This is a genomic window from Solimonas flava DSM 18980 (assembly GCF_000426685.1).
Taxonomy (GTDB): Bacteria; Pseudomonadota; Gammaproteobacteria; order Nevskiales; family Nevskiaceae; genus Solimonas; species Solimonas flava.
The window spans coordinates 1-16,388 of the sequence record NZ_AUFV01000003.1; the positions used below are offsets into that span (position 1 = coordinate 1).

12 protein-coding genes are annotated in these 16,388 nt (G+C 69.0%); 9 read left to right on the top strand and 3 right to left on the bottom strand.

The annotated features are described in order from the left end of the window. On the top strand, positions 1-346 hold a 346-nt coding region (locus tag K343_RS0105075), incomplete at its 5' end, for an IS5/IS1182 family transposase (RefSeq protein ID WP_028007124.1). 9 nt (positions 347-355) lie between these two features. Here K343_RS0105075 and K343_RS0105080 read toward each other — a convergent pair. Beyond that, positions 356-3,346 carry a parallel beta-helix domain-containing protein gene (locus K343_RS0105080; protein WP_028007125.1) on the bottom strand — a complete coding sequence of 997 codons (2,991 nt, stop codon included), beginning with the start codon at positions 3,344-3,346 and terminating at the stop codon, positions 356-358. A 255-nt stretch (positions 3,347-3,601) separates the two neighbouring features. Here K343_RS0105080 and K343_RS0105085 point away from each other — a divergent pair, with 255 nt between their 5' ends. The 4 genes from K343_RS0105085 (at position 3,602) to K343_RS0105100 (ending at position 7,149) form a co-directional block, all read left to right on the top strand. Then, positions 3,602-4,621 carry a Rieske 2Fe-2S domain-containing protein gene (locus K343_RS0105085; protein WP_028007126.1) on the top strand — a complete coding sequence of 340 codons (1,020 nt, stop codon included), beginning with the start codon at positions 3,602-3,604 and terminating at the stop codon, positions 4,619-4,621. A 66-nt stretch (positions 4,622-4,687) separates the two neighbouring features. Continuing rightward, on the top strand, positions 4,688-5,011 hold the full coding sequence (locus tag K343_RS0105090; RefSeq protein WP_028007127.1) for a 2Fe-2S iron-sulfur cluster-binding protein: 324 nt from the start codon (positions 4,688-4,690) through the stop codon (positions 5,009-5,011). Positions 5,012-5,096: 85 nt separating this feature from the next. Beyond that, positions 5,097-5,828 carry a 2OG-Fe dioxygenase family protein gene (locus K343_RS0105095; protein ID WP_051277972.1) on the top strand — a complete coding sequence of 244 codons (732 nt, stop codon included), beginning with the start codon at positions 5,097-5,099 and terminating at the stop codon, positions 5,826-5,828. Positions 5,829-5,910: 82 nt separating this feature from the next. Continuing rightward, entirely contained in the window at positions 5,911-7,149 is a 1,239-nt protein-coding gene (locus tag K343_RS0105100) for an NADH:flavin oxidoreductase (protein WP_043112192.1), read from the top strand. 213 nt (positions 7,150-7,362) lie between these two features. Here K343_RS0105100 and K343_RS0105105 read toward each other — a convergent pair whose 3' ends face one another. Further along, positions 7,363-7,944, bottom strand: coding sequence for a TIGR00645 family protein (locus K343_RS0105105; RefSeq protein WP_028007130.1), 582 nt, complete (start codon positions 7,942-7,944; stop codon positions 7,363-7,365). 218 nt (positions 7,945-8,162) lie between these two features. Between K343_RS0105105 and K343_RS23255 the strand changes: the two genes are divergently transcribed. Next, positions 8,163-9,998 carry a DAHL domain-containing sensor histidine kinase gene (locus K343_RS23255; protein WP_051277973.1) on the top strand — a complete coding sequence of 612 codons (1,836 nt, stop codon included), beginning with the start codon at positions 8,163-8,165 and terminating at the stop codon, positions 9,996-9,998. 88 nt (positions 9,999-10,086) lie between these two features. Further along, complete coding sequence (locus K343_RS21060; RefSeq protein WP_043112193.1) at positions 10,087-11,025, top strand: response regulator; 939 nt, start codon at positions 10,087-10,089, stop codon at positions 11,023-11,025. A 28-nt stretch (positions 11,026-11,053) separates the two neighbouring features. On the opposite strand, the gene K343_RS0105120 is transcribed toward K343_RS21060, so the two are convergent. Further along, positions 11,054-12,934 carry a sigma-54-dependent Fis family transcriptional regulator gene (locus K343_RS0105120; RefSeq protein WP_028007132.1) on the bottom strand — a complete coding sequence of 627 codons (1,881 nt, stop codon included), beginning with the start codon at positions 12,932-12,934 and terminating at the stop codon, positions 11,054-11,056. Between the two features lie 278 nt (positions 12,935-13,212). Between K343_RS0105120 and K343_RS0105125 the strand changes: the two genes are divergently transcribed. Both K343_RS0105125 and K343_RS0105130 read left to right on the top strand, forming a co-directional pair. Next, positions 13,213-14,118, top strand: a complete 906-nt coding sequence (locus tag K343_RS0105125) for a transporter (RefSeq protein WP_028007133.1) — start codon at positions 13,213-13,215, stop codon at positions 14,116-14,118. A gap of 59 nt (positions 14,119-14,177) precedes the next feature. Beyond that, a complete protein-coding gene (locus tag K343_RS0105130) occupies positions 14,178-16,289 on the top strand; it encodes a PQQ-dependent dehydrogenase, methanol/ethanol family (protein ID WP_028007134.1) in 2,112 nt (703 codons plus the stop codon). The last annotated feature ends 99 nt before the right edge of the window (positions 16,290-16,388 follow it).

Here is a 16,388-nt window from a genome sequence, read left to right on the forward strand (position 1 = left end):
GATGGCATTTCACTTGACCCCCGGCCAAGCCTCGGACCTGGAAGGGGCCGACGCCTTGCTGCCCGGCCTGTCCGCTCAAGCATTAATCGCCGATCGGGCCTACGACGCCCACGAGCGAGTGATCGAACCGATGCAGCACATCGGCGCACAGATCGTCATCCCTTCTCATCCAACACGCAAAGTGATGCGCGATTACGATCGAGCGCTGTACAAGGCTCGGCACTTGATCGAGAACTTCTTTGCCAAGCTCAAGCAATATCGGGCCATCGCCACTCGATACGACAAGACCGCTCGAAACTTCCTCGGGGCCATCTACTGCGTCGCAGCCAACATCCTGCTCAATTGATGACAGGCCCTAGTTCGCGCAGCTCGTCGAGCCGGGATAGGCCGCCTCGTCGGCCTTGATGACGTTCTGGATCCACTGCGCGATCAGCGCATGGCCTTCCTCGTCGACCACGCTGCGCGCCAGCGGCGGCATGCGCGCGGCCGGCGTCGTCGCGTTCGGGCCAATGCGGTATTCGACGATCGAGTCGGCGACGTTCGCCGGATGGATGTCGTAGCTGCGGCCGCCGTTGCCTTCCTGGCCGGTCGCGGTCGGGCGCTTGCAGATGCCGTAGCTGATGTCGACCTTGCGCAGCGAGTCCAGATAGAAGCCGGTGCTCGCGGCGAAACCGCGCACGTTATGGCAGTGCTGGCAGTTGACCTCGAGCCAGGCGCGCGCGCGCGCCTCGACGTCCTGCGCCGAATTGGCGGCGAAGCCGGCGTCGCCCGGCTTGTTGAACACCGGCGAGCGCTCGATCTTGGTCGCGACCTGCTGCTCGTTGACGCCGAGGTCGGCCGGACAGCCGGCGAGCAGGCCCTTGCTGCACCAGTACTGCAGCTGGTTGACGCCGGCGACCGCGTGCCGGCTCTGGCCGGTGACGCGCGACGACTCCGGACGATAGGGCTTGTTCATGAAGCGCACCTTCGGCCCGATCGGCGCCGAGCCGGCTTCCTGATCCTCGCGCGAGTGGCAGCTGAGGCACTGGTTGGCGTGCGGGATCAGATAGCTCTGCGTGTCGCCGGTGTGATGCACGCCGGAATCGACGTCGGTCGTATCCCAGTGCACGCTCGCCGTACCACCGCCGAGCGCGAGCTTGGCGACCTTCTTGCCGTTCTCCGTCGTCCAGATGTAGGCGGCGCCGTCCCAGCGCGCGCGGCCCTTGGAGTCGGTGCGCTTGATCAGCAGACGCGTCTCGACCGGCGTCTCGGTGCCGTTCGCCTCGTCGGCGAACGAGAAGGTCTTGGCGATGATGGTGCCGGCCGGGAACACGATCACCGCGTTCGCGCCGTCGGTCGCGCCGTCGCGGTAGACCGCCTTGGTGCCCGGCGGCAGATAGGCGACGCGGTACTTCACCGCATAGTCGGAGAACAGCTTGCTGTTCAGCGAGTACGGCACGCCGCCGCCGTTCGGCGTGCTGGTCGGGTCTTCGGCGTCGGCGAACAGGTGGTACTGGTCGAGCGTCGGGCAGTTGACCTTGGCGGCATCGAAGTTGACCTGGCCGGACGCCACGTTGGCCTTGCAGAGCTTGGCGACTTCCTCCTCGCTCGGCGCCGGATCGTAGTCGCCGCTGCGCTGGAACGGCGGGATCACCACGGCCGGCAGCGGCTCCAGATTCTTGCCGTACTGCGCCATGCACTTGTGCGGCGTGATGTCGAAGTCGGACGCGAACTGCAGGATCGCGCGCACGTCGAGCTTGTTCTCGATCAGCAGTTCGAGGCCCTTGGTGCCATGGAAGTTCGCGTACTTCAGGCTGTCGGCGCTGAAATCGTTGTCGTCATCGATGCACGAGAACCAGTCCGGCTTGATGCGCGGCGCGCCGGCCTTGCTGGTGTCGAACTTGTACTTGTTGTAGTGGCAGGACGGATTCGGGTACTCGTTGGTGAACAGCGGCTTGCCGCGTTCGTCCTTCGGCACGTCGTTGCCGTTGGCGTCCTTCGGATACGGGCAGCTCGCGTCGTAGGTGTCGAGCAGACCGTCCCAGATGATGTGCGCGCCGCGCACGTTGAGCAGCGAGGAGCTCAGGCACTGGCCGATGTTGCCGAGCTTGAGGCAGGCCGCCTGGTTCTTGAGGCCGACGATCGCCAGCAGGATCTTGGCGACGTCGAACGAGGTGAGATCGTTGAGGGTCGGCAGCGGCAGGTGGTTGCCGTTGTTCTTGAAGGTGTTCTTGTAGATGTGCAGGCCTTCCGTGTACCAGTCGATGCGCTTTTCGCTCGGCCGGCCCATGCCCTCCGGGAACAGCTCGTAGCTGGCGTGGATGATGCCGGCGGTGTTGTTGTTCTCGAAGGTGTTGTTGAAGATGTCGATGCGATCGTACGACAGCGTGATCATGCCGCTGCCCGACGGCACGTTGCCGACGATGCCGCCCGAGGTGAAGTTGTAGGTGTTGTTGTTGCGCGCGGTGTTGCCGTGCATCAGCGAGCGGTCGCCGTACTGGCGCAGGTTGTCGAGGTCGTAGATCAGGAAGCCGCCGGTGTTGCACTCGGCGAGATTGCTGTCGTACTCGCCGCCGCGCACGTTCTCGATCTCGAAGCCGAACACGTTGTAGGCGGCGCGGCTCTTGCGGATGATCGCGTTGTTGGTCTGGCCGACGTAAATGCCGGCGTCGGAGGCGCCGACCGATTCGGCGTCCTCGATCAGGATGTTCTCGGACGCGACCGGATAGATGCCGTAGCGGCCGGACTTCTTGCTGACCGTGTAGTCGGGCGAGCTGATGTCGCCGAAGCGGTTCTGCGGATCTTCCGGATCCTGCGTCGCCGGATCGGTGCAGGGCACCTCGATGCGGCTCGCGTAGTTCGTCGCGTTGATCGGATCGGCGCTCTCGCGGCCGCCGCCCGACGACCACATCGCGCGCACGCGCTGCAGCGTGCCGTGGTTGACACCGCGCAGCTCGATGCCGTTGCCGCCGGTGTCGAGCACGGTGAGATCCTGCACGGTGAAGCCGTGCACGTTGACGGCGAGGATGCCTTCCGGCGAATTGTTGTGCTTGAACGAGAGCACCGTCTCGTCCTTGCCGGCGCCCTTGACCAGCACGTCCTCGGTGTTGGTCAGCTGCAAGGACGACGTCAGCTCGTAGTAACCCTTGCCGAATTCGATGACGTCGCCCGGCGCGGCCTGCACCATCGCCGCGATCATGTCGCGCGTGGCGCTGTCGCCGGGCGCGATCTTGAACGTGCGGCCGCTGCCGCCCGGATCGCCGCCGCCGTCATTGCTCCCGCCGCCGCCCCCGCCACCGCCGCCGCACGCGGCCAGCACAGCCACCGTGAACAGCACGAACACCATGCGCAGCTTGCTCGCAGACATCGCTCCCCCTCGTCCCCCGCAGCGCCCTGACGCCGCGTTCTGTGAATTATTTGTGTCCGAGTATAGGCCGGCCGCGCGCCCGCCCGGCTAGCGCGCGGCAGCGGTAAATTCGGCCTAGGGACTTACCCGCGGTCGCCCGCGCATGCCCTCTCCCCCGAAAGGACTAAGACGACCCGCAAACTTGGGGCGACCATTCGCTGCACGCCCGGCAGGACGCCGGGGCCGCAAACAGGACGCCGTGGAGGACGGGCCGCAATGGGTGACCAAATCAATCTCAAGATCTTGCTCGAGTCGCAGGGCCTGGAACGCAGCCCGTTCCCGATCCCGACCGGCTGGTTCTTCGTCGACTACTCCGACGCCCTGAAGGCCGGCGAACTGCGCAACGTGACGCTGTTCGGCCAGGAGTGGGTGCTGTTCCGCACGGAATCCGGCAAGCCCGGCATGTCCGACCCGTACTGTCCGCACCTCGGCGCGCACATGGGCCACGGCGGCACGGTCTGCGGCGAGCACATCCGCTGCCCGTTCCATCACTGGGAATACGACACCGCCGGCTGGTGCAAGAACATCCCGTACGGCAAGGTCACGCCGCCGATCGTCAAGAAGCAGGCGATCCTGCGCACGCTGCCGATGGTCGAGAAGTACGGAATGATGTGGGCCTGGTATCACCCGCTGTGCGCCGAGCCGACCTGGGAGCTGCCGTACATCCCGGAGATGGAAGATCCGACCGGCTACACCGGTTCGCGCCGCGGCAGCTGGACGGCCGACACCTGCATCCAGGAGATCGCCGAGAACGGCGTCGACACCGCGCACCTGAAGTTCCTGCACGGCGCACCGATGATCCCGCCGGTCGAGGCGACCTACGACGGTCCGCGCATGAAGCTCGACATCGGCAAAGGCTACATCGTCGGCGACGTCTACGGTCCGGGCCTCAACGTGATGCGCTTCAACCAGCACGGCATCACCGCGACGATGATCTCGTACACGCAGCCGATCAGCGCCGAGAAGAGCCGCATGAACATGAGCTTCCGCCATGTCGACTACCCGGCGGGCACGCCGGAGCTGGCGGCCTCGAAGAAGGTCATCGACCACATGATCGGCGCCGCCGAAGGCGAGGAGAGCGCCGGCTTCGAGAGCGTCGACTTCATCGTCTGGAACAACAAGAAGTACCGCCCGAACCCGCTGCTCTGCGACGGCGACGGCCCGGTGCTGCAGTTCCGCAAGTGGTTCCGGCAGTTCTACACCAACCTCGACGCCGCGACGCTCGCCAAGATCTGACGCGAGCCGCGCGGGACGTTTCAGCGCCCCGGTCGCCGAGACCGGGGCTTTTTTCTGGAGTCACGAATGACGGTTGTACGGGTCAAGGACCGCGCCGGCGCCGAGCGCGACGTCGAAGCAACGAACGGCGTGCCGCTGATGGAGACGCTGCGCGACGCCGGCTTCGGCATCGACGGTACCTGCGGCGGCGCGATGTCCTGCGGCACCTGCCATGTCTACATCGACGCCGCCTGGGCGCCGCGCCTGCCGGCCAGGAGCGCGGACGAGGCGGCGATGCTCGAAGCGCTGGCCGATTTCGTCGAGCTGCGGCCGAGTTCGCGGCTGTCGTGCCAGATCCCGGTCGACGACACGCTCGACGGCCTGGCGGTGGAGATCGCGCCGCAGGTCTAGCGGCCGCCGCCGTGGCGCGTTGCCGCGGCGGCGCAAGTGGAGTCCAATACGCGCCCTTGACCCGCTTCCGGGTCGTGGACGCGCCATGCTCTCGCCGCACTTCTCCGCCGATCCCGAACTGCTCGCCGCGCTGCGCGAGCACGGTCATCGTTTCCTGCCCGCGCCGCAGCTGCGCGCCGCGCTGGCGCCGCACGGCGCCCTCGCCGACTGGGACGCCTTCGCGGCGAGCTGGGACGGCATGCCGCTCGACGCCTACATGGCGGACGGCGGCCGCTACCGGCGCCGGCGCTACGCGGTCTATACGGGCAGCGCCGACGCGATCGTCCGCGAGCATCACCAGCCGCACTGGCAGAGCCGCGACTACAACCCGCTGAACGGCGGCATCGCGCGCTGGTTCGAGCCGATCGACGCGGCGCTCGACGCCGGCTCGACGCTGCCGGCGGTGCTGGCCTGGTGCGGCGCGCAGTGCGCCGCGCTGGCGCCGGACGTCGCGCGCTGGCATATCGAGGTCCACCAGTTCCGCATCGAGGCGGCCGCCGGCATGGACGGCCAGCCGACGCCGGAAGGCGTGCACCGCGACGGCGTCGACTACGTGCTGGTGCTGATGGTGCGCCGCCACAACATCGCCAGCGGCACGACCACGATCCACGCCCCGGACGGACGCCGGCTCGGCGCCTTCACGCTGACCGAAGCGCTCGACGCCGTGCTGGTCGACGACCATCGCGTGTTCCACGGCGTGACGCCGGTGCAGCCGCTCGACGCGGCGCAGCCGGCGTACCGCGACGTGCTGGTCGTGACCTTCCGCCGCCAGACCTGAGCCGGCGCCGACCCGCTCCATCCGGATGAGGCCGGATCGGCGCCGGCAAGGCAGCGTAGCGGCCGTCCCCACCGGAGCCGCCATGATCACGCCCGCCCCCGACAGCACGCCTTCGCCGTTCTCCAGCACCCGGATCGGCCCGCTGAAGCTGCGCAACCGCTTCATCAAGTCGGCCACCAACGAGGGCATGGCCAAGGGCGGCACGCCGTCGAAGATGCTGGTCGAGCATCACCGCCGCATCGCCGCCGGCGGCGTCGGCATGACCACCGTCGCCTACTGCGCAGTCAGCCCGGACGGCCGCACCTTCGTCGACCAGGTGTCGCTGAACCGCGAGAGCCTGCCGCATCTGCGCGCGCTGACCGAGGCCGTGCATCGCGAGGGCGCGGCAATCTGCGCGCAGATCACCCACGGCGGCGCCTTCACCTTCCTGCCGCAGCTGACGACGCGCTATCCGAAGTCGGCGTCCGGCGGCTTCAACGCCGCCGGCATGCTCAGCGGGCGGCTGTTCCGCACGGCGATGACCGAGGCCGACATGGACGCCGTCGCCGGCGAGTTCGTCGCGGCGGCGCGGCTGGCGCGCGAGGCCGGTTTCGACGCCGCCGAGATCCACATGGGCCATGGCTATCTGCTGAGCCAGTTCCTGTCGCCGATGTACAACAAACGCCGTGACGGCTACGGCGGCCCGGCCGAGCAGCGCGCGCGCTTCCCGGCAATGGTGCTGCGCCGCGTGCTCGACGCGGTCGGCCACGACATGGCGGTGACCTGCAAGATCTGCGTCACCGAAGGCACCCGGAAGGGCGCCACCGCCGCCGACGCGGCGACCGTGGCGCGCGTGCTGGAGCGCGAGGGCGCGCATCTGCTGGTGCTCAGCGGCGGCATGAACGTCGAGGCGCCGTGGGCGATCTTCGGCAGCCCGATGCCGAAGGAAGCGCTGACCTCGATCGAGAACCCGATCGTGCGCTTCGCCGCCGGCCTGCAGGAACTGGTGGCGCCGAAGATCGAGTTCCACGAGCTGTACTTCCGCGAATACTCGCGTCAGGTCCGTGCCGCGGTGAAGATGCCGCTCGCCTATCTCGGCGGCGCCAAGTCGCTGGCCGGCGTCGAGGCGCTGATGGCCGACGGTTTCGACTGCGTGGTCATGGGCCGCGCGCTGATCCACGACGCCGAGCTCGTCAACAAGTTCCGCGACGGCCGCGCCACCGCCTCCGGCTGCACCGCCTGCAATCGCTGCGTGGTGATGATGTACACGCCGGGCGGCACCAGCTGCGTGCTGCACGCGCCGAACGACGCGACGCTGAATCACACGCCGGCCGCCGCCTAGGAACCTCTGTAAAGGTTCATCCGCCGTCGGCGCGAAGCGCGGCAGGCGATGACGCAGCCGGTGGCGCAAGGCACCGCTGGCGACCCCGGGTCGCCACGGCCGCTGCGCGGCTTGGCGATGCCGGCGTGGTTCAGACCGTACCTGTGCGCGCAGTGGCGCCGGCCCGGCGTCCGCCGCGTCGCCGGCGGCCAGCGGCGACGCGGCCGCGGCGCGTCAGTGCGCGTGCTTGCCGTTCGTGCTCGCCATCAGGCGATCGGTCCAGGCGATGCCGATCGCCGAGGCGATGAACACGCAGTGGATGATGGTCTGCCACATCACGCCGGTCGGCGTCGAGTTGGTGCAGCGCGCGGCGGCGTCGGCCGCGCCGCAGACCGGCAGGCCGAGCGCGCCGGCCTCGATGAAGGTTTTCAGCAGATGGATCGAGGAGATGCCGATGATCGCCATCGCCAGTTTGACCTTCAGCACCGAGGCGTTGACGTGCGACAGCCATTCCGGCTGGTCCGGATGGCCTTCGAGGCGCAGGCGCGACACGAAGGTCTCGTAGCCGCCGACGATCACCATCACCAGCAGGTTGGAGATCATCACCACGTCGATCAGGCCGAGCACGATCAGCATCACCTCCTGCTCGCGCAGCTCGAAGGCGCCGTGGATCAGATGCCACAGCTCCTTGACGAAGAGGATGACGTAGACGCCCTGGGCGACGATCAGGCCGAGGTAGAGCGGCAGCTGCAGCCAGCGCGAGGAGAAGATCAGGGCAGGCAAGGGGCTGAGATCCTTCGGGGACGGAGCGGACATCGGCAGACGGGGCGGACGCGGGAAGCGCGATTCTAGTGACTGCCGGCAGACGCGCAAAGCACGGTCAGCGCGCACGACCTCCCTCAGAAGGGTGAGGCGCGCGCCCGGCGCGGCCGCGTAAATGCTCGGATACGAAAAAGCGCCGGCATGCCGGGCGCGGCCCAGCCGACGCCGGAAAATGACCGGCAACTGACATGGGCGTCAGGGGGAGCGCAGACATGAAGCTGAGATGGCTATGGCCGGCCGCGCTCGCGGCCGTCGCGCTGGGGGTGCTGGTCTTTCTCGTGCGCATGACGCAGAGCGTCGATGCCGACCGGCATCGCGCGCGTCTCGAACTGCTGCGCCGCGCCGACAACCTCGACATCGCGCTGAACCGCGCGTTCACGCAGACCCGCGCCAGCTCGCTGACCGACGCCGCCGCCGACCGCTCGAAGATCACCGCCGAACTCGGCGCGACGCTCGACGCGCTCGACAAGGGCGAGCACTCGCTGCGCGGCCTGAGCCCGGAACTCGACCGGCGCCTCGACGCCTTCCTCGACACCATCGACTCCAAGTTCGAGCTCGGCTTCGACTTCGAGGCGCGCAGCACGCTGCTGACACAGCGCGCGATCAACACCATCGACGCGGTGCCGGCGCGCATCGCCGAGGCCGTCGCCGCGCTGCCGCCGGGCGCGCCCGAGGCGCTGCGCACGCTGCTCAGCCAGCTGCAGAGCCAGATCACCAATTACGGTGTCACGCCGACGCCGACCAACGCACCGGAAATCCGTGCCACGCTCGACGAGCTGGACAAGCTGTCGGCGGCGCAGCCGGCACCGCTGCGCGACGCGGTGCGCGAACTGCGTACGCTCGGCGAGCAGGCGCTCGACGACAAGGGCGAGCTGGTCAGCATGTTCCGCGACTTCCTGTCGCGTCCGACCGGCGCGCAGTTGCAGGCGGTCGAGCAGGCCTATCTCGGCTGGTACGAAGGCCAGCTCGCCGAGGTCAACCGCTACCGCCTGATCCTCGCCGCCTACACGGCGCTGCTGCTGCTGATCCTGGCCTGGCTCGGTCTGCGTCTGCGCCGCAGCTACCGCGAGCTGGACCGCGCCAACGCCGAGCTGTCGCATGCCAACGAGCATCTCGAAGAGCAGGTCGAAACGCGTACGCACGATCTTTCGCAGGCGCTCGACGAGCTGCGCGCCTCGCAGGCGCAGCTCGTGCAGTCGGAAAAGATGGCCTCGCTCGGCCAGATGGTGGCCGGCGTCGCCCACGAGATCAACACGCCGCTCGGCTATGCGCGCAGCAACGCCGAGATCGTGCGCGGCTCGCTCGCCGACCTGCGCCAGCTGTGCGGCGCGCAGAACCGCGCGCTCGACCTGCTGACCGACGAGCGCGCGCGCGAGGACGAGGTCGCGCAGGCGATGGCGACCGCGCAGGCGCTGCGCGAGTCGATCGACGCCGAGGCGCTGGCCGGCGACCTCGACGGCCTGCTCGCCGACACCGACCACGGCCTGCTGCAGATCGCCGAACTGGTCGCCAGCCTCAAGGATTTCTCGCGCGTCGACCGCTCGCGCCACGACCTGTTCAACGTCAACGACGGCCTCGACTCGGCGCTGAAGATCGCGCACAACCAGCTCAAGGGCCGCATCGAGGTGATCCGCCAGTACGGCGCGCTGCCGGCGATCGAGTGCTCGCCGTCGCAGCTCAACCAGGTGTTCCTCAACCTCATCACCAACGCCGCGCAGGCGATCGCCGGCGCCGGCCACGAAAGCGGACGCATCTACCTGCACACGCAGGCCGAGGGCGAGAGCATCGCGATCCGCATCCTCGATACCGGCGCCGGCATGAGCGAGGACGTGCGTGCGCGCATCTTCGAGCCGTTCTTCACGACCAAGCCGGTCGGCCAGGGCACCGGCCTCGGCCTGTCGATCGTGTTCCGCATCATCGAGGACCACGGCGGGCGCATCGAGGTGCGCTCGACGCCCGGCAAGGGCAGCGCGTTCACGATCCGCCTGCCGCTGCGCCAGCCGCGCGCCAGCGCGGCGCCGCTCGAAGCCGACGCGCTGGTCGCCTGATTTCCCCCACTCCCGAGCAAGGACGCCACCGCATGCATCTCTCCCCTTCCGGCCACGCAGGAAGCCGCCGCGCGCGGCGCGCGGCGCCATGAGCGAGACCGCCGCCACCCGCGCCCGCGTGCTGTTCGTCGACGACGAGCCGCGCGTGCTGACGACGATGCGCATCCTGTTCCGCAGCCGCTACGAGCTGTTCTTCGCCGACGGCGGCGGCAGCGCGCTCGAACTGCTGAAGACGCAGCCGGTCGACGTCATCGTCAGCGACCAGCGCATGCCCGGAATGAGCGGCATCGAGCTGCTGCGCGCCGCGCGCGAGCTGAACCCGCAGGCGATGCGCATCCTGCTGACCGGCTATTCCGATCTCAACGCGATCATCGGCTCGATCAACGAGGGCGAGATCTTCCGCTTCGTCAACAAGCCGTGGTCGAACGAAGACCTGACGGCGACCATCGCGCGCGCCGTCAGCGCCGCGCGCGTGACGCAGGCGGCGGCGCGGCCGGACAGCACGCCGGAGGCGGGCGGCGGCCCGACGCCCGGGGTGCTGGTGCTCGACGACGACCCGCAGGTTCCGCCGAAGATCCAGGCGATTCTCGGCGGCGACTTCCGCGTCTTCGGCGCGCGCACGATGGACGATGCCGTCGGCCATCTCGAGCGCGAGCCGATCGGCGTCGTGATCTCGGACACGCGCGTGCAGGACAACCCGGTGGTCGCGCTGATCGGCACGCTCAAGCAGCACCGCCCGGAACTGGTCTCGGTGATCCTCACCGAGCGCGCCGACGCCGGCAGCGCGATCGACCTCATCAACCAGGGCCAGATCTACCGCTTCATCACCAAGCCGATCCACGACAGCCAGTGCAAGATCGCCGTCAACTCGGCGCTCAAGCAGCACCAGCGGCTCGCGCAGAGCCCGGACCTCGCACAGCGCTATCAGGTCGAGCGCGCGCCGGAGCCGGCGCCCGGCGCGGTCGCCGGCCAGGCGCTGCTGGAGCGCGTGAAGACGCTGCGCAGCTGGGTGCGGCGCTGGGTCTGACGCGGCACCGCGCGCGCCGCGGCGCCGCTCAATGCGCGCGGCGCGTCCAGTCGGCGTCGAGCAGCTCGAACAGGCGCAGCTTGCGGTACAGCGTCGCGCGCGCGACGCCGAGACTGCGCGCCGCCGCCGAGACGTTGCCGGCGTGGCGCTGCATGGCGCTGCGCACCGCTTCGGCCTCGGCGCGTTCGAGCAGGCCGGCGCCGGCCGGCGCCGGCGCGGCGCCGGCGATTTCCGGCGGCAGCTGGTCGACGCCGATAACGCCGTCCTCGGCGAGCGCGACGCCGAGGCGCAGCGCCTGGCGCAGCTCGCGGATGTTGCCGGGCCAGGCGTGGCGCAGCAGCGCGGCGCGCGCCGCCGGATCGAGCCGCGGCGGCGTCTGCGGCGCCGCTTCCTCGGCGAGCAGCCGCTCGATCAGCTCGCCGATGTCGGTCCGCTCGCGCAGCGGCGGCAGGCAGACGCGGAAGCCGTTGATGCGGTAGTAGAGGTCGCTGCGGAACTGCTGGCGCGCGATCAGCGCCGCGAGGTCGCGGTGCGAGGCGCAGACCAGCGAGAAATCGAGCGCGACCGGCCGGCCGCCGCCGAGCCGCGTCAGCTCGCGCTCCTGCAGCACGCGCAGCAGCCGCGCCTGCAGCTCCAGCGGCATGTCGCCGATCTCGTCGAGGAACAGCGTGCCGCCGTGCGCCTGCTCGAACTTGCCGGCCATGCCGCCGCGGCGCGCGCCGGTGAAGGCGCCGGCCTCGTAACCGAATAGCTCGGATTCGATCAGCCCGGCCGGGATCGCCGAGCAGTTCACCGCGACGAACGGCCCGTCGCGGCGCGGACCGTTGGCGTGCAGGCGGCGCGCCAGCACTTCCTTGCCGGTGCCGGTCTCGCCGCCGATCAGGATCGGCACCTCGCGGTTGAACGCACGCTGCGCCGTCGACATCAGCGCCTCCGGGCCGGCGTCGGCGCGCGGCGCGGCACTCACGCTGCGCACCGCGGCAGGCCGCGGCGCCGGCGCGCCGTCGAGACGGGCGTAGACGCGCAGGCCGTTGCCGGCCTCGATCGCCAGCGGCGCCTCGCCGGCGCGACGCAGGGCGTCGACGAGCGCCGCGAACGGGCGGCCGAACAGGCGCTGGAAATCGGGCCGCGCGCCGGTTTCGAGTTCGAGCAGCTGGCGCGCGAACGGGTTGGCGCCGAGCAGCTCGCCGTCGGCCGAAAACGCCAGCAGACCGCGCATCGTCGTCGCCACCAGCTCCGGCGCGTAGTGCACGGCGATGCGCACGCTCTCGACGAGGCCGAGCACCATGCGGTTCTCGATGGCGCGCGCGGCGAGCGCCAGCGGCTCGAGGATGCCGAGCCGCTGGCCGTCGTAGCGGCGCGAGGCGTCGAGCGCGCCGATCACCGCGCCGGCGGGGTCGAAGATCGGCACCGCCGCGCACGAGAACATGCGCGCCTCGTCGAGGAAGTGCTCCTGGCCGCTGATGACGACCGGCCTCGCCTCGATCAGCGCGCAGCTCGGCCCGGTGGTGCCGGCGGCGTCCTCGCCGAGGTCGACGCCGGTGCGAAAGGCCATGCCGATCTCGCGGCAGGCCGGACGGTCGTCGCCGTAGGCGCGCACCACCTTGCCGCTGCCGTTCAGGCAGGCGACCACCCAGTCCGCCGATGACAGCGCCGTGAACAGACGCTGCAGTTCCGGCTCGGCGTAGCCGACCAGCGCGCGATTGGCGTCCTCGACACGGCGGCGCTCGGCGTGGGTGACGACGTTGAAGATGACCTTGTCGCCGGTGCGCAGGCCGTAGCCGCGCGAGCGCTGCCAGGAACGCGCCACCGAATCGTCGATCAGGTGATCGGGAATCTCGCCGCCTTCCAGGAACAGGTGACGGGCCCGCTCGATACGACGATCGAGCTCGAAATCGATGCGCGGCATGACGCTCCTCCGACTCATGGCTCGTTGCGAGACAGCCGCGCCGGCGCACTGACTCGAAACGATACAGTTTCATTCGCGCCCAGGCCTTTTCCGCACTCGTTAAGGCCTTGATGCGGCGTTTTATTTCGCCGTCTTTCGTGCGCGCTTCGAGGATGGCACAGAGCCTGCCTTATCTCAATTTGCGACGCCGGCCGCGAATCCGCGAACGGCGCCAGCAGCCCATGCACGGATCGCCCGCGAAGCGGCCGGCATCGATAACGAACTGGAGGAAGACTCGAATGACGATGCACAAGCAGACGTCCGCGTGCCGCGCACGCGCCATCCTGACGGCGGCGATCCTCGGACTCGGCGGCGCGCTGTCGCCGGCGGCCTGGGCGGTCGACGTCGACGCCGGCGACTACACGGCGCTGCCGGGCGGCACCAATCTCGGCCTGCTGTACTACCAGTACGCGACGCGCGACAAACTCTACGCCGACGGCGACAAGGCGCCGATCGATCCGCAGCTCGACTCGAACGTCGGCATCGCGCGCGGCGTGCACTTCATGGACATCGGCGGTTACATCGTCGATCCGCAGTTCCTGCTGCCGTTCGGCAAACTCGAAGCCAAGGACGACATCGCCGCGCTCGGCGACGCCAGCGGCGTCGGCGACCTGATCCTGGCGGCGACGGTCTGGCTGGTGAACCAGCCGAAGACCAGCACCTACTTCGGCATCACGCCGTTCCTCTACCTGCCGACCGGCAGCTACGACCACCAGGACGCGCTCAACCTCGGCGAGAACCGCTGGAAGTTCGCGCTGCAGGCCGGCTACATCACCGGGCTCACCGACAAGCTGCTGCTCGATCTGATCGGCGACGTCACCGTCTACGGCAAGAACGACGAGTATGGTGCGAGCAAGGCCGAGCTCAAGCAGGACCCGTCGTTCCAGCTGCAGACCTTCCTGCGCTACCAGCTGCGTCCGAACTGGGATCTGCGCGGCGGCCTGTCGTACAGCTTCGGCGGCGAGACCGAGGTCGACGGCATCAACCAGGACGACAAGCTCCGCACGCTGAAGATGCAGCTCGGCACCGCCTGGTTCGTGCTGCCGACGCTGCAGCTGATGGCCAACTACGGACGCGATCTCGACGTCGAGAATGGCTTCAAGGAGGCCAACCGTATCAATCTGCGCGTGCTCACGGTGTTCTGAGCGTGCGGCTCGCACCTTTTTCGCATCGCGGCATCCATTCGTAGAAACGAGGAGAGAACATGAGACCGAATTCCATCCGTCCGCGCGCCGCCTGGCCGGCGGCGCTCGGCGCGACGCTGCTGACGCTGGCGCTCGCCGGCGCGGCGCACGCCGCGGCGCCGGCGGCCAACGTCAACGAGGCGCGCGTGATCGCCAACGCCGCGGTCGGCAAGGACTGGCCGACCAACGGCTACGACTACGCCGGCACGCGCTTCAGCCCGCTCAAGCAGATCAACGCCGGCAACGTCGGCCAGCTCGGCCTGGCCTGGTCGTACGACCTCGAATCGACGCGCGGCATCGAGGCCACGCCGATCGTCGTCGACGGCGTGATGTACGTCAGCGCGTCGTGGAGCGTGGTGCACGCGATCGACGTGCGCAGCGGCAAGCGCCTGTGGACCTACGACCCGCAGGTGCCGCGGCGCAACGCCTTCAAGGCCTGCTGCGATGTCGTCAACCGCGGCGTCGCCGTGCACGAGGGCAAGGTCTACGTCGGCTCGCTCGACGGCCGCCTGATCGCGATCGACGCGCGCACCGGCAAGAAGATCTGGGCGCAGGACACCATCATCGACCACTCGCGCGCCTACACCGTCACCGGCGCGCCGCGCGTGTTCAAGAACAAGGTGATCATCGGCAACGGCGGCGCCGAATTCGGCGTGCGCGGCTACATCACCGCCTACGACGCCGACACCGGCAAGCAGGCCTGGCGCTGGTTCGTGGTGCCGGGCGACCCGTCCAAGCCGTACGAGGACGCGTCGATGGAGAAAGCCGCCAAGACCTGGGATCCGGCCGGCAAGTACTGGGAAGCCGGCGGCGGCGGCACGGTCTGGAACTCGATGGTCTACGACCCCGAGCTGAACCTGATGTACATCGGCACCGGCAACGGCTCGCCGTGGTCGCACCGCCAGCGCAGCCCGGCCGGCGGCGACAATCTGTACCTCGCCTCGATCGTCGCGCTGAACCCGGACAACGGCCAGTACGTCTGGCACTACCAGGAAACGCCCGGCGACAACTGGGACTACACCTCGACGCAGGACCTGATCCTCGCCGACCTCAAGCTCGACGGCAAAACGCGCAAGGTCATCCTGCACGCGCCGAAGAACGGCTTCTTCTTCGTCGTCGACCGCAGCAACGGCCAGTTCATCTCGGCGAAGAACTTCGTCGACGTGAACTGGGCGACCGGCTACGACAAGAACGGCCGGCCGATCGAGATCGCCAACGCGCGCTCGGCCGACAAGCCCTTCGACATCATTCCGGGCCCGTTCGGCGGCCACAACTGGCACTCGATGTCGTTCAGCCCGCTGACCGGCCTCGCCTACTTCCCGGTACAGAACGTGCCGCTGAACCTGGCCGAGGACAAGCGCTGGAAGGGTCACGGCAGCAACGAACCGGGCCAGCCGATGAGCGGCATCGGCTGGAACACGGCGATGCAGATCAACGCGCAGGCGCCGAAGAGCAAGCCGTTCGGCGCGCTGATCGCCTGGGACCCGGTGCAGCAGCGCGAAGCCTGGCGCCAGGACCACGTCTCGCCGTGGAACGGCGGCACGCTTGCCACCGCCGGCAACCTCGTCTTCGAGGGCACCGCCGACGCGCGCTTCCTCGCCTACGACGCGACCACCGGCAAGAAGCTGTGGGACTCGCCGACCGGCACCGGCGTGATCGCCGCGCCGATCAGCTATGAGGTCGACGGCCGCCAGTACGTGTCGATCGCCGCCGGCTGGGGCGGCGTCTACGGCCAGTCGCAGCGCGCCAGCGAAGGCAATGTGCCGGGCACGGTCTATACCTTCGTGCTCGGCGGCAAGGCGCCGCTGCCGAAGTTCACCGAGTACCAGCGCGGTTCGCTGCTGGCCGGCGTCAAGTACGACCCCAAGGACGTCGCCGAAGGCACGGCGCTGTACGTCAGCAACTGCGTCTTCTGCCATGGCGTGCCCGGCGTCGACAAGGGCGGCAACCTGCCGAACCTCGGCTACGTCGACAAGCACTTCATCGAGCACCTCGACCAGTTCGTCTTCAACGGTCCGTTCGCGAGCGTCGGCATGCCGGACTTCACCGGCAAGCTGACGCCGGAGCAGGTCGAGCAGATCAAGGCCTTCATCCAGGGCACCGCCGACGCGGTCCGCCCGTCGCAGCCCTAGCTCTCCCCCCTTGCCCCTCGCCTTGATGGCGAGGGGACTCTTCTTGGCCGTACCCCCCTTTCGCCTCAACCCGCGTCGTAGCCATACGACAGGAGATTC